Genomic DNA, 12,753 nt, shown 5'->3' with positions numbered 1-12,753 from the left:
GCCGCTCTTCCCTTCATGCAAAGAGGATTTTTTATGGGCACCATCTTCACTCGCTGGATGGCCATCGTGCTGGCAGGGCTGCTGCTGCAGGCCTGCGGTTTTCAGATGCGGGGCACCGCCATTCCCCCCGAGTTGATGACCATGAAAGTGGTCGGTGACAACAAGAGCGACTTCTACCGGCTGGTCACCACCCGCCTCAAGGCGGCCGGCGTGCAGCTCGCCGACAAGGAGGGCATCCCGGTGCTGACCCTCGGCACTGTGCGCAGCAGCAGCCAGGTCGCCTCCGTCGACTCCATCGGCCAGGATCGCGAATACCTGCTGGGCTACAGCACCCAGTTCACCGTGGTCATGCCGGGCAAGCCGACCCAGGTCTTCCCCATCACCTTCAACCGCAGCTTCCTGAACAAGCCGGACGCGGCGCTCGCCTCTTCCCGCGAGCAGGAGCAGCTCGGCAAGGAGATGCAGGAACAGGCTGCCAATCTGGTGATCCGCCAGCTCAGCCAGGTCAAGTTCTGATGCAGGTATCTTGATGAGAGTCTATCCGGAGCAGTTCGCGGACCATCTCAAGGCCGGGCTCAAGCCCTGCTATCTCATTTTTGGGAACGAACTCCTGTTCAAGAATGAGCAGGCCATCGACCGTGCATCCTCCCCCCTCAACCAGGCCAGGCTCTGATGCGGATTTACCCTGAACAACTCGCGGACCACCTCAAGGCAGGGCTCAAGCCCTGCTATCTCATTTTTGGAGACGAGCCCCTGCTCAAGCTGGAAGCCATCGACGCTGTGCGCCAGGCGGCCCGCAAACAGGGCTTCGATGAGCGCCACAGCTTCGTGGTGGAAGCCGGCCTGGACTGGAACCAGGTCTATGACGCCTGCCAGGCCATGAGCCTCTTTTCCGCCCGCCAGATCATCGAGCTGGAGCTGCCGGCCAAGGTCGACAAGGATCTCGCCGCCCGCATCAGCGAGATCGGCAAGCAGCTCCACCCCGATCTGCTGCTGGTGCTCAGCGGCGGTCGCCTCAACCAGACCCAGATGAAGGCAGCCTGGTTCGACAAGCTGAGCCAGAGCGGCACCTATGTGCCGGTCAACCACCCCGAGCCCCGCTTCTTCCCGCGCTGGATGAGCGCACGGTTTCAGCGCTTCGGCCTCAAGGCGATGCCGGATGCCGTCAACTTCATGTGTCACGCTTACGAGGGCAACCTGCTGGCCGCGAGCCAGGAGATAGAGAAGCTGACCCTGCTCTCGCCCCCCCAGCCGATCACGGTCGCCTACCTGCAGGAAACCATCATCCGCCACGCCCACTTCACCCCGTTCCAGCTGGTCGATACCCTGCTGGAAGGCAAGGTGAACCGGGCCCAGCGCATCCTGCTGGCCCTGCGCGCCGAGGGCACCGAGCCCGGCATGCTGGCCTGGACCCTGTGCCGCGAGCTGGAGCAGCTCACCGAGCTGGCGCTGGCCGCCCGCGCCGGTCAACCCCTGGTGGAACACTTCACCCGATTGCGCATCTGGCAGAGCCGCCAGCAGCTCATCCAGCAGGCGCTGACCCGGCTTCCCTTCCCCAAGATCCGGCAGCTCTGGCAACTGATGGCCCGGCTGGACCATGCCCAGCGCCATTTCGACACCGAGCAGGCCTGGCTGATGCTGCAAACCATCGCCCTCGGCTTTCGTGACGGAACCCCGCTCCCCCTGCTGGAGACGGAATCATGCTGACACCGCCCATCGGGATCCTCGGCGGCACCTTCGATCCCATTCACATCGGCCACCTGAGGCCCGCCATCGAGGCCCGGGACGCCCTGGGTCTGGCTGAGGTGCGCCTGCTCCCGAACCATATCCCGCCCCACCGGGCCAATCCGCTCTGCTCCAGCGAGCAGCGGCTCGCCATGGTCGCGCTGGCTGCAGCGGACAACCCGGGATTCGTGGTGGATGAGCGGGAGCTCAGGCGCGACACTCCCTCCTGGACCATCGACACCCTTGTCGAGTTGAGGAGCGAGCTGCCGGACACCCCGCTCTGCTTTTTGATGGGGATGGATTCCCTGCTCGGCCTGCCGGGCTGGCACCGCTGGCAGGAGCTGCTCGATTACGCCCACCTGGTGGTGAGCTGCCGCCCAGGCTGGCAACCGGATTATCCCGTCCAGGTGGCCGAGCTGCTGGCCCGCCACCAGACCCGGGACATTCGGGCTCTCCATCGCCAGCGCCACGGTCATGTCTGGCTTTGTGACAATCTGCCGGTCGAGCTGTCGGCCACACGCCTGCGTGCCCTGCTCGCGGCAGGCCAGGATCCCAAATACCTGCTGCCCAACCCGGTCGCCGACTATATCCGGCGCCACGGGCTCTACCGCTCATCGGCAACGCAGTAAACGGCGCCACGCAGGCGGGTCAGCCGACACGTCCGGGCGCACCGGGCCCGGCCCTGACTATTGCCAGGCCGGGTTGCACACTATAGTGATCGTCAAGGGGCCCCTCCCCCACGGGACGGCGCCCCCGGCGATGCTCCCTTTGCCAGGCTGGGAAACGGGAGTGACCATGATATAATCCGCCGCCCTCTGGCGCCGGAAGATAGGAGAAGACATTGCAAGGCCAAGAATTGCTCGCCTTTATCGTCGACAAGATCGATGACATGAAAGGCCGCGACATCATCACCCTCGATGTGCGCGGCAAATCCAGCATCACGGACACCATGATCATCTGCTCCGGCAACTCCAATCGTCACGTCAGTGCCATCGCCCACAACCTCGCCAGCGAGGCGCGCCACGCCGGGCTCGACCTGCTCAGCGTGGAAGGGGAGCTCACTGGCGAATGGGTGCTGGTGGACATGGGATCGGTCATCGTCCACGTGATGCAGGATGAGTATCGCGACTTCTACCAGCTGGAAAAACTCTGGAGCGGCGCCGCTCAGATGAATTCGTAATAAAGGGCGACAGCGTAACCAAAGATGAAAATCCAGTTGATTGCAGTGGGCACCAAGATGCCTGCCTGGGTAGAGCATGGCTTCGAAGAGTACCGTCGCCGCTTCCCCAAAGACATGCCGTTCGAGCTCGTCGAGATAGGCGCAGGCAAGCGCGGCAAGAATGCCGACATTCCCCGCATCCTGCAGAAGGAAGGGGAAGCCATGCTGGCCGCGGCCGGCCGCTCGCGCATCGTGACCCTGGACATTCCGGGCAAGCCCTGGACCACGGAGCAGCTCGCCGTGCAACTGGAAGCCTGGAAGCTGGATGGCCGGGACGTGGCGCTGCTGGTGGGCGGGCCCGAGGGCCTCTCCCCCGAGTGCAAGGCCGCCGCCGAACAGAGCTGGTCCCTGTCGCCCCTGACCCTGCCCCATCCCCTGGTGCGGGTGCTGGTGGCAGAGAGCCTCTATCGCGCCTGGAGCATCACCACCAATCACCCTTATCACAGAGAGTGACCCATGCCGACCCTGAGCATGCATTTCTCCTCTCTCACCCGCACGTCAGCCACAAGGTAACGGCATGCTGAAGAATCGCATTGAAATGCGCGATCACAGTGCCGAGGGACGTCTGTTCTTCCGGCGCACCCTGGTCGCCTACATCGGCATGGTCACCCTCATGCTGGTGCTGCTGGCTAACCTCTACTACCTGCAAGTAGAGTCTTACGAAACTTATCAGACCCGATCCAACGACAACCGCATCCGTGTGGTACCGGTGGCGCCGCCCCGTGGCCTCATCTACGACGCCAACGGTGTCCTGCTGGCGGAAAACCGCCCTGTCTACAGCCTGGAGATCGTGCCCGAAGAGACCGAGAACCTGGAGAAGACCGCGGACGACCTCATCACCCTGCTGGCCCTGCCGGAGGGGACCAAGGAGAAGTTCCTGGCCGAGGTCAAACGTCAGCGCCGCTTCAAGCCCGTGCCCCTGTTCGAGAAGCTGACCGAATACCAGGTCGCCCTCTTCTCGGTCAACCAGCACAACTACCCGGGGGCCAGCATCGAGGCCTACCTCAAGCGCTACTACCCGTTCGGCGATACCCTGACCCATGCCCTGGGCTACGTGGCCAAGATCAACACCCGTGACGTGGAGCGCCTCGAGAAGGAGGAGAAGCTCGCCAACTATGCCGCCACCAAGGACATCGGCAAACAGGGGGTAGAGAAGTACTACGAGGATCAGCTGCACGGCGTGGCGGGTTATCAGGAGGTCGAGGTGAACAACCGCGGCCGGGTGGTGCGCACCCTGAAATTCCAGCCCCCCGAGCCCGGCAAGGACATCTACCTCAACATCGACATCCGCCTGCAGTTGAAAGCCCAGGAGCTGCTGGCCGGCCGCCGGGGCGCCATCGTGATGATGGAGCCCAACACCGGCGCCATCCTGGCCATGGAGTCGAGCCCGAGCTACGACCCCAACCTGTTCGTGACCGGCATCTCCAGCGCCAACTACTCGGCGCTGCTCAACGATCCCGCCCGGCCGCTGGTCAACCGCACCACCCAGGGCATCTATGCCCCCGCCTCCACCGTCAAGCCCATGATGGCGGTGATGGGGCTCAATGAGGGGGCGATCACCCCCAATTACCGCTACTTCGGCGGGCCCAGCTTCTCCATCCCGGGCACCACCAAGAAGTTCCGGGACTGGCGCCGCTGGGGCCACGGCTGGCTCGACGTCTATCGCGCCATCGAGGTCTCGGCGGATACCTATTTCTACGATCTCGCCTACCGGGTCGGCATCGACAAGATCAACAGCTACATGACCAAGTTCGGCTTCGGCCAGTACAGCGGCGTGGACCTCTATGAAGAGACCCGGGGCGTCATGCCCTCCCGGGACTGGAAGATGGCCCGCTGGCGTCAACCCTGGTACCAGGGGGACACCATCTCCATCGGCATCGGCCAGGGCTACTGGAGCGCCACCCCTATCCAGCTCGCCAAGGCCATCAGCATCCTGACCCAGAACGGTCACGACGTGACGCCGCACCTGCTCAAGAGCACCGCCTCCTCCGATGGCGTGGTCAACGCCCCCATCAACCCGAACGTGGCCATCGCCGCCAAGAGCGATACCTACTGGCAGGTGGCCAAGGACGGCATGTGGCGCGTCATCAACGGCCACGAAGGGACGGGGCGCCGCGCCTTCGCCAATACCCCCTACAAGGCGGCGGGCAAGTCCGGCACCGCCCAGGTGGTGGGCCTGAAAGAGAACCAGGTCTACAACGCGGCCACCACCAAGGTGGAGCACCGCGACAACGCCCTGTTCGTCGCCTTCGCCCCCTTCGAGGCACCCAAGGCGGTGGTCGCCCTGGTGCTGGAGAACGCCGGGGGCGGCAGCGCCATGGCAGCACCGGTCGCCCGCCACATGCTGGATGCCTATCTGCTGCCGCCGGAACCCCAGTTGCCACCAGCACCGGAAAAGCCGTCCCAACCGAGTGAGGTCGTTTCCCAATGAGTAATTCTGCCCGCCAGCAGAGCATCTGGTACAAGCTGCACATCGACCTGCCGCTGCTGCTCGGCCTGCTGACCCTGATGGCCCTCTCCATGGTGGTGCTCTACTCCGCCTCGGGCCAGGATCTCGACTCCATCGTGCGCCAGCTGGTGCGCGGCGCCCTGGCCTTCGGTCTGATGATCGGCATGGCCCAGCTGCCGCCCTCCCTCTATGCCCGCTGGTCGGTGCCCCTGTTTGCGGTGGTGGTGCTGCTGCTCATCGCGGTGGACGTGTTCGGCCATATCGGCAAGGGGGCCCAGCGCTGGCTCGATCTCGGCTTCATGAAGTTCCAGCCCTCCGAGGTGATGAAACTCTCCATGCCCATCATGGTGGCCGCCTGGCTCAGCCGGCACTCCCTGCCGCCAAAGTTCAGCCATGTGATGATCGCCCTGGTGATGGTGCTGCTGCCCACCCTGCTGATCGCGGCCCAACCCGATCTCGGCACCTCCATCCTGGTGGCCGCTTCCGGCTTCTTCGTCATCTTCCTGGCGGGGATCAGCTGGTGGCTCATCGGGCTCGCGGTCTTGCTCATCTGCGCCTTCATGCCGGTTCTCTGGTTCTTCCTGATGCACGACTACCAGCGCCAGCGGGTGCTGATGCTGCTGGACCCGGAGAAGGACCCCCTCGGTCGCGGCTATCACATCATCCAGTCCAAGATTGCGATCGGCTCCGGCGGCGTGTTTGGCAAGGGGTGGCTGCAAGGCACCCAGTCCCAGCTCGAATTCCTGCCAGAGCGCCACACCGACTTCATCTTCGCCGTCTTCAGCGAGGAGTTCGGTCTGGTGGGAGTGGCCCTCTTGCTGGTCATCTACCTCTACATCATCAGCCGCTGCCTGTTTATCTCCATGCAGGCCCAGAACAGCTTCGAACGCCTGCTGGGGGGCGCCCTGACCCTGACCTTCTTCGTCTATGTGTTCGTCAACATGGGCATGGTAAGCGGCATCCTGCCGGTGGTAGGAGTTCCCCTGCCACTGGTGAGCTACGGCGGCACCTCCATGGTGACCCTGATGGCGGGCTTCGGCGTTCTGATGTCCATCCAGACCCACAGGCGGCTGCTCGCCTGATGCGGCTCGGCTGGCTGGCTCTATCTCTGTGCACCCTGACGGCGGGTGCTGCCGTCTCGCCGGCCCGACTCAGCCTGCTGGCCGAGCAGCAGCAGGTGCCGCTGGCAGAGTTGCAGGCCGCCGCCGCCCAGGCCAGCCTGCGCCAGGAGGTGCTGGACACCATCCGCCGCCCCTGGGAAGCCAAGCCCTGGCACCGCTACAGACCGCTGTTCGTCACCCCGGAGCGCATCCGGGACGGAGTGGGATTCTGGCAGCGCCATGCCGCCACCCTGGCACGGGCCGAGCAGACCTACCAGGTCCCCGCCTCCCTCATCGTCGCCATCATCGGCATCGAGACCTTTTACGGTCGACAGATGGGCCGCCACCCGGTGCTCGACAGCCTTTACACCCTGGGATTCCACTACCCCGAACGGGCGGATTTCTTCGCCAAGGAGTTTGCCCAGCTGGTGCTGCTTGCCCGGGAAGAGAAGTGGCCGCTCACCACCCTCAAGGGCTCCTATGCCGGTGCCATGGGCATGGGCCAGTTCATGCCCTCCAGCTACCGCCACTACGCGGTCGACTTCGACGGAGACGGCAAGCGGGATCTCTTCGCCAACCCGGCAGATGCCATCGGCAGCGTGGCCAACTACTTCGCCCTGCACCACTGGCGCTGGGGCGAGCCGGTGGTGGAGCCCGCCTTGATCGGATTGGCGCCAGTAGGTACCCTGCTTGCACCCGAGCCCGAGCTAAAACACCGCTGGGCAGAGCTGGCCGCTGCGGGCATTGAAGTCGCCACGCCGCCGTCACCCGAGACGCCGGTAAAACTGCTGGCGATGGAGCAGGCCGAAGGACCGGAATACTGGGTCGCGCGCCACAATTTTTACGTGATCACCCGCTACAATCGCAGCCCTCTCTATGCGATGGCGGTGCATCAACTCAGTCAAGCAATCCAGGACGCTTATGCATTACAGCCACAAACTTCTTCCCCTCAGCCTGACCTTGTTGCTGGCCGCCTGTAGCAGCCAACCCGAACCCCAGCCGCGGCCCCCGGAGCCCGCCCCCCAGGAGAAGCCCCAGGTCATCGAGATCCCCCAGGCGACCGGCGCCATTCCCCGCCCCGAACCCATGAGCGAGAGCGGCAACCGGGACTACTGGATCGGAAAGCAGAAGTTTGAGGTGTGGCGCGACATCAAGCACTACAGCGAGGAAGGCACTGCCAGCTGGCTCTCCCGGGATCTGGACGGCAACAAGACTGCCAACGGCGACGTGCAGGACAGCACCCTGTTCAGCGCCGCCCACCGCAACCTGCCCCTGCCAAGCTACGTGCGGGTCACCAATCTGGACAACGGTCTGGAGACCATAGTACGCGTCAATGATCGCGGCCCCTTCGGCAGCGATCGCCTCATCGATCTCTCTCACGCCGCCGCCGCGCAACTGGAGATGGTGGAAGGGGGTGAGGCCCGGGTGCGCCTCGAACTCATCACCGATCAGCCGGATCAGATGGTGGAGATGGTGCCCATGACCCCGATGACGCCCATGGAGCCTGCGGCGCCAGCAGCCAATTCCTTCGTGAACGAGACGCCGGCCCCCACGGCACCGGCCAAGGCCGCGCCTGCTCCTGCTCCTGCCGCCACGGCAACCACCACCGTCTCCCCCCCCAAGGCCGGTGCGACCCAGGGCAAGATGATCCAGGTGCTCGCCAGCGGCTCGCAGGCGCGGGCCGAGGCCATGGGCAAGGTGATGACCCAGCGCTATGGCGTGCCGTACCAGGTGGTGGCACATGGCGCCGTCTTCCGCGTCCTGCTCGGACCCGTGGCCAGCGACAAGCAGGCCCCCCTGCTCGAGCAGATCCGCCAGGGTGGGTTGGAGCAGGCCTTCATCGTGCCCTGATACCCGCCCCGACCTCGCGCCGGGATACGACGCGAGGTCGGGGACCATCCCATAAAATCCCGTCCAGGTCGCATCTCGGACTATGACCGACACGCACATCTGGTATAGTGGGGCCCGCTTTTTTTCAACTTGGGTACATCCCATCCAGGCACCAGGAATTTCAAGATGTCCAAATTTGCCCGCTCCGTTATTCTGGCCTCCCTGTTAAGCGCCACCGCTCAGGCCAACCAGCCTGTTCCGACCCCGGATTCGGCCCTGCCGAGTGCCCAGCCGGTCCCCACTTTGAACAGCGCCCCCATGGTGGTGCCTGCCGCGCCCGAGATCTCCGCCAAGGCCCACATCCTGATCGACTACTTCTCGGGCCAGGTGCTGGCCGAGCAGAACGCCGACGAGCGTCTGCCCCCCGCCAGCCTGACCAAGATGATGACCTCCTACATCGTCGGCGACGAGCTGCACAAAGGGAACATCAAGGGCACCGACATGGTGACCATCAGCCAGAACGCCTGGTCCAAGAACTACTCCGACTCCTCCAAGATGTTCATCGAGGTGGGCAAGCAGGTCTCCGTCGATGATCTCAACAAGGGCATCATCATCCAGTCCGGCAACGACGCCTGCGTCGCCATGGCCGAGCACCTGGCAGGCAGCACCGACTCCTTCGCCAGCCTGATGAACGCCTGGGCCGCCAAGCTCGGCATGAAGGACTCCCAGTTCAAGAACCCCCACGGCCTGGATGAAGAGGGCCACTACAGTACCGCCCGCGACATGGCCCGCCTGGGTCAGGCCCTGATCCACGATCAGCCGGAGGAGTACAAGATCTACTCCCAGAAGTCCTTCGTGTTCAACGGCATCACCCAGCACAACCGCAACCGCCTGCTGTGGGACCAATCCCTGCAGGTTGACGGCATCAAGACAGGTCACGTCAGCCAGGTCGGCTACAACCTGGTCTCTTCCGCCACCAACAACGAAGGCATGCGCCTGATCGCCGTGGTCATGGGGGCCAACAGCGAGGCCTCCCGCGCCGCCGAGAGCAAGAAGCTGCTCACCTACGGCTTCCGCTTCTTCCAGAGCCTGACCCCCTACAAGGCGGGCACCGAACTGGTCACCCAGAAGATCTGGATGGGCGACAAGCCGGAAGTGAAGCTGGGGGTCGACAAGGACGTCTCCGTGCTGGTCACCCGTGGCCAGGGCAACAACCTCAAGGCGGACTTCCAGCTGGAGAGCGAGCTGAAGGCGCCCCTGGCCAAGGGCCAGCGCGTCGGCACCGTGTACCTCAAGCAAGGGGACAAGGAGATCAAGCAGGTTCCCCTGGTTGCCCTGGAAGAGGTGCAGGAAGGTGGCCTGATGAGCCGCCTGTGGGATTACCTGGTCATGCTGGTCTCCAGCTGGTTCAAGTAACAGACCCTTCCTCAAGCAGCGGCGCCAACAGGCGCCGCTGCTGTCTTTTGCGGTCTGTCCAGTCAATAACCCTGTAATCTGCAGGTTCCGCCGACTGACGATTTGTGGTAAAAAGCAGCATTTCCACGTCTTGCCGCACCGCCGGGTCTTGATCCCGAGGCGGCTCATGCCCATATAGACTGGGAACTGTCCCCTGGGGGCAGATGAGGGGACCGTTTCGGCGGCCCTCAAAGACGTAAAGATGACGTCGCGTCCCGGCGACCCAGAAAGGTGAAGTAGATGAATACCAAGTTTGATGAACTGCTGGAGTTCCCCTGCAAGTTCCCGTTCAAGGTGCTTGGCGTGGCCGATCCCGCCCTGCCCGACATGGTGGTGGAAGTGCTGCAGCAACATGCTCCCGGCACCTACAGCCCGACCGTTCAACCTAGCTCCAAGGGCAACTATCACTCGGTACGGGTGACGGTCACCGCCCAGAGCAAGGAACACATCGAGGCCATGTATACCGCCCTTGGCAAGATCGAGCTGGTTCGTTACGTCCTGTAAGTTGCCTCTTTCGCCCCGCCACCGGGGCGACTGATTATTTGCCGCCCGGTCGCAGCGGCGACCGTACCGACACCGCGCCGCCAGTGAGGAAAGATGTCACTCGAAACGCCCGCCGAGCCACAACCGTCAGCCGGCCAACTGTTCGTCAGACAGCTGGGCCGTCGCCCCTACCAGCCGGTGTGGGACGCCATGAAGGCATTCACCGACAATCGTACCCCCGACACCCCGGACGAGTTCTGGGTGGTGGAGCATGACCCCGTCTACACCCAGGGTCAGGCCGGCAAGGCCGAACACCTGCTCGCCCCCGGCAACATCCCGGTGGTGCAGAGTGATCGCGGCGGCCAGGTGACCTATCACGGCCCGGGCCAGCTGGTGCTCTACGTGCTGGTGGATGTGCGCCGCAGCAAGCTCTCTGTACGGGAGCTGGTGACCTGCCTCGAAACCGCCATCATCAACACGCTCGCCAAAAGCAATATCGAGGCCTACGCCAAGGCCGATGCCCCGGGCGTCTACGTGAAGAGCGATCTGGGTATGGAAGCCAAGCTGGCGTCCCTGGGCTTGCGCATTCGCAAGGGGTGCTCGTTCCACGGGTTGGCTCTCAACGTCAACATGGACATGACCCCCTTCCTGCGCATCAATCCGTGCGGCTATGCGGGCATGGCCATGACCCAGACCAGCGCCCTGGGCGGCCCGCAGAGCGTCGCCGAGGCACAGTCCCTGCTGGTGACGGAGCTGGCCCGCCTGATTGGCTACCAAGAGATCACGAATACCGAAGAGGCGGCATGAGCAACCCCATGCCCCGTGGTCACGAGGGAGCCGCAAGGCCCCTGGTGACCATCAACCAGACAATAACAAACACCGAGAGTGAATCATGAGCAAACCCGTTCGTATGGAGCCGGGCGTCAAGCTGCGCGATGGCGACAAGATGGCCCTGATCCCGGTGAAATTCATGCCGGATCCCAACGAGGAAGTGCTGCGCAAGCCGGAGTGGATGCGGATCAAGCTGCCGCCGTCGAGCCAGAAGATCGAGCACATCAAGAGCACCCTGCGCAAAAACAAGCTGCACTCTGTGTGTGAAGAGGCTTCCTGCCCCAACCTGGCGGAGTGCTTCAACCACGGCACCGCGACCTTCATGATCATGGGCGCCATCTGTACCCGCCGCTGCCCCTTCTGCGACGTGGCCCACGGCCGTCCGTTGCCGCTGGATCCGGAGGAGCCGAAGAAGCTGGCACTCACCATCAAGGAGATGAACCTCAAGTACGTGGTGATCACCTCGGTGGACCGCGACGACCTGCGCGACGGCGGTGCCCAGCACTTCGCCGACTGCATCCGCGAGATCCGCGAGCACAGCCCCCAGACCCGTATCGAGATCCTGACCCCGGACTTCCGTGGCCGGATGGAGCAGGCGCTGGAGGTGTTCCGCGAGACCCCGCCTGACGTCTTTAACCACAACCTGGAAACCGCCCCGCGCATGTACCGGGTTGCCCGTCCGGGCGCCGACTACAAGTGGTCCCTGGAGCTGCTGCGCCGCATCAAGGAGATGCACCCCCACGTGCCGACCAAGTCCGGCCTGATGATGGGCCTTGGCGAGACCAACGAGGAGATCGTCGAGGTGCTCAAGGATCTGCGCGAGCACGGCGTCAACATGCTGACCCTGGGCCAGTACCTGCAACCGAGCCGCCACCACCTGCCGGTGAAGCGTTATGTGCCGCCCGCAGAGTTCGACGAACTCAAGGATGTGGCCATGGATCTCGGCTTCAGCCACGCCGCCTGCGGTCCCTTCGTGCGTTCCTCCTACCACGCAGACCTGCAAGCCAAGGGGGAAGAGGTCAAATAAGCCTCTTTTCCTGCTGGCAGAAAAAAGAGCGCCCCTGGGCGCTCTTTTTTTATCGCCGTCACCTCGCAGGCAGCGGTTGTCCCTTTGTGATTGGCGCCGTTCTAGCGTCACGTGGCCACTCCCCTTCTCTGGAGTGCTGTGCCGGATGCCGACTCTCACCGTTCGCCTGATCCCTCTGCGTGACGCAGACTTTCCCGCCTATCGCGACTACTTCATCGAGGATTACACCCAGGATCTTGCCAGCAACCACGGGATGGCGCTGCCTGACGCCCACCGTCAGGCCGACGCCTCGTTGCAGCAGCTCCTGCCACTGGGTGTCGCCACCCCGGGTCATCACCTGCTCGCCATGGTACCTGAAGCCTCGAATGCGCCGGGCGAGCCTCTGGGCTATCTCTGGCACGCCATCGACGGCGCCGCCGACACCACCTTCATCTACGACTTCTATGTGACACCTCCCCATCGTGGTCGCGGCCTCGGCAAGGCAGCCATGGCCGCCCTGGAGGCGCAGCTCGCCCCCCTAGGCATCCACCAGATCAAGCTGAGGGTGGCCCATGACAACCCGAGGGCACTGGCGCTCTATCAGGCGCTGGGCTTCACCATCACCGGCTACAACATGGCAAAGCGTCTGGATTGA

Annotated in this window: 15 protein-coding genes; all 15 read left to right on the top strand. The window is 63.9% G+C overall.

The genetic code is table 11. The annotated features are described in order from the left end of the window. The first annotated feature begins 33 nt into the window (after positions 1-33). The 15 genes from PG883_RS00510 (at position 34) to PG883_RS00440 (ending at position 12,753) form a co-directional block, all read left to right on the top strand. Complete coding sequence (locus PG883_RS00510) at positions 34-516, top strand: LPS-assembly lipoprotein LptE (RefSeq protein WP_270806835.1); 483 nt, start codon at positions 34-36, stop codon at positions 514-516. A 13-nt stretch (positions 517-529) separates the two neighbouring features. After that, positions 530-673, top strand: a complete 144-nt coding sequence (locus tag PG883_RS00505; RefSeq protein ID WP_406568584.1) for a DNA polymerase III subunit delta — start codon at positions 530-532, stop codon at positions 671-673. Next, positions 673-1,707 (top strand): DNA polymerase III subunit delta, encoded by a 1,035-nt coding sequence (gene holA / locus PG883_RS00500; RefSeq protein WP_270806834.1) that lies wholly within the window; start codon positions 673-675, stop codon positions 1,705-1,707. Before PG883_RS00505 ends, holA begins: the two co-directional genes overlap by 1 nt. After that, complete coding sequence (nadD, locus tag PG883_RS00495) at positions 1,701-2,354, top strand: nicotinate-nucleotide adenylyltransferase (protein WP_270806833.1); 654 nt, start codon at positions 1,701-1,703, stop codon at positions 2,352-2,354. Before holA ends, nadD begins: the two co-directional genes overlap by 7 nt. A 212-nt stretch (positions 2,355-2,566) precedes the next feature. Beyond that, positions 2,567-2,905, top strand: coding sequence for a ribosome silencing factor (gene rsfS, locus PG883_RS00490; protein WP_043762188.1), 339 nt, complete (start codon positions 2,567-2,569; stop codon positions 2,903-2,905). Positions 2,906-2,929: 24 nt separating this feature from the next. Continuing rightward, positions 2,930-3,397 (top strand): 23S rRNA (pseudouridine(1915)-N(3))-methyltransferase RlmH, encoded by a 468-nt coding sequence (rlmH, locus tag PG883_RS00485; RefSeq protein WP_005298242.1) that lies wholly within the window; start codon positions 2,930-2,932, stop codon positions 3,395-3,397. A gap of 64 nt (positions 3,398-3,461) precedes the next feature. Next, positions 3,462-5,375 carry a penicillin-binding protein 2 gene (gene mrdA, locus PG883_RS00480; protein ID WP_010673761.1) on the top strand — a complete coding sequence of 638 codons (1,914 nt, stop codon included), beginning with the start codon at positions 3,462-3,464 and terminating at the stop codon, positions 5,373-5,375. Next, positions 5,372-6,475 (top strand): rod shape-determining protein RodA, encoded by a 1,104-nt coding sequence (gene rodA, locus PG883_RS00475; RefSeq protein WP_010673760.1) that lies wholly within the window; start codon positions 5,372-5,374, stop codon positions 6,473-6,475. The genes mrdA and rodA overlap by 4 nt, the downstream gene beginning before the upstream one ends. Then, on the top strand, positions 6,475-7,473 hold the full coding sequence (gene mltB, locus PG883_RS00470; protein WP_270806832.1) for a lytic murein transglycosylase B: 999 nt from the start codon (positions 6,475-6,477) through the stop codon (positions 7,471-7,473). Before rodA ends, mltB begins: the two co-directional genes overlap by 1 nt. Next, positions 7,415-8,344 (top strand): septal ring lytic transglycosylase RlpA family protein, encoded by a 930-nt coding sequence (locus PG883_RS00465; RefSeq protein WP_270806831.1) that lies wholly within the window; start codon positions 7,415-7,417, stop codon positions 8,342-8,344. Before mltB ends, PG883_RS00465 begins: the two co-directional genes overlap by 59 nt. A 165-nt stretch (positions 8,345-8,509) precedes the next feature. Continuing rightward, entirely contained in the window at positions 8,510-9,739 is a 1,230-nt protein-coding gene (locus PG883_RS00460) for a D-alanyl-D-alanine carboxypeptidase family protein (RefSeq protein WP_010673757.1), read from the top strand. A gap of 279 nt (positions 9,740-10,018) precedes the next feature. Further along, entirely contained in the window at positions 10,019-10,282 is a 264-nt protein-coding gene (ybeD, locus tag PG883_RS00455; RefSeq protein ID WP_010673756.1) for a DUF493 family protein YbeD, read from the top strand. 93 nt (positions 10,283-10,375) lie between these two features. Beyond that, positions 10,376-11,068: a lipoyl(octanoyl) transferase LipB gene (gene lipB, locus PG883_RS00450; RefSeq protein WP_270806830.1), complete on the top strand. Its 693-nt coding sequence runs from the start codon at positions 10,376-10,378 to the stop codon at positions 11,066-11,068. 85 nt (positions 11,069-11,153) lie between these two features. Next, a complete protein-coding gene (gene lipA, locus PG883_RS00445) occupies positions 11,154-12,119 on the top strand; it encodes a lipoyl synthase (RefSeq protein ID WP_039041111.1) in 966 nt (321 codons plus the stop codon). Between the two features lie 145 nt (positions 12,120-12,264). Then, positions 12,265-12,753 carry a GNAT family N-acetyltransferase gene (locus tag PG883_RS00440; protein ID WP_270806829.1) on the top strand — a complete coding sequence of 163 codons (489 nt, stop codon included), beginning with the start codon at positions 12,265-12,267 and terminating at the stop codon, positions 12,751-12,753.

The organism is Aeromonas sp. QDB25 (assembly GCF_027707725.1).
In the GTDB taxonomy this organism is placed as follows: Bacteria; Pseudomonadota; Gammaproteobacteria; order Enterobacterales; family Aeromonadaceae; genus Aeromonas; species Aeromonas caviae.
Note: the sequence above shows the minus strand (reverse complement) of the source record. Positions and strands in the feature narration are given on the sequence as shown.

Bases quoted from the DNA above. Each gene is read 5' to 3' on its own strand.
- PG883_RS00510 (WP_270806835.1), top strand. From the start codon at position 34: ATGGGCACCATCTTCACTCGCTGGATGGCCATCGTGCTGGCAGGGCTG.
- PG883_RS00505 (WP_406568584.1), top strand. From the start codon at position 530: ATGAGAGTCTATCCGGAGCAGTTCGCGGACCATCTCAAGGCCGGGCTC.
- holA (WP_270806834.1), top strand. From the start codon at position 673: ATGCGGATTTACCCTGAACAACTCGCGGACCACCTCAAGGCAGGGCTC.
- nadD (WP_270806833.1), top strand. From the start codon at position 1,701: ATGCTGACACCGCCCATCGGGATCCTCGGCGGCACCTTCGATCCCATT.
- rlmH (WP_005298242.1), top strand. From the start codon at position 2,930: ATGAAAATCCAGTTGATTGCAGTGGGCACCAAGATGCCTGCCTGGGTA.
- mrdA (WP_010673761.1), top strand. From the start codon at position 3,462: ATGCTGAAGAATCGCATTGAAATGCGCGATCACAGTGCCGAGGGACGT.
- rodA (WP_010673760.1), top strand. From the start codon at position 5,372: ATGAGTAATTCTGCCCGCCAGCAGAGCATCTGGTACAAGCTGCACATC.
- mltB (WP_270806832.1), top strand. From the start codon at position 6,475: ATGCGGCTCGGCTGGCTGGCTCTATCTCTGTGCACCCTGACGGCGGGT.
- PG883_RS00465 (WP_270806831.1), top strand. From the start codon at position 7,415: ATGCATTACAGCCACAAACTTCTTCCCCTCAGCCTGACCTTGTTGCTG.
- PG883_RS00460 (WP_010673757.1), top strand. From the start codon at position 8,510: ATGTCCAAATTTGCCCGCTCCGTTATTCTGGCCTCCCTGTTAAGCGCC.
- ybeD (WP_010673756.1), top strand. From the start codon at position 10,019: ATGAATACCAAGTTTGATGAACTGCTGGAGTTCCCCTGCAAGTTCCCG.
- lipB (WP_270806830.1), top strand. From the start codon at position 10,376: ATGTCACTCGAAACGCCCGCCGAGCCACAACCGTCAGCCGGCCAACTG.
- lipA (WP_039041111.1), top strand. From the start codon at position 11,154: ATGAGCAAACCCGTTCGTATGGAGCCGGGCGTCAAGCTGCGCGATGGC.
- PG883_RS00440 (WP_270806829.1), top strand. From the start codon at position 12,265: ATGCCGACTCTCACCGTTCGCCTGATCCCTCTGCGTGACGCAGACTTT.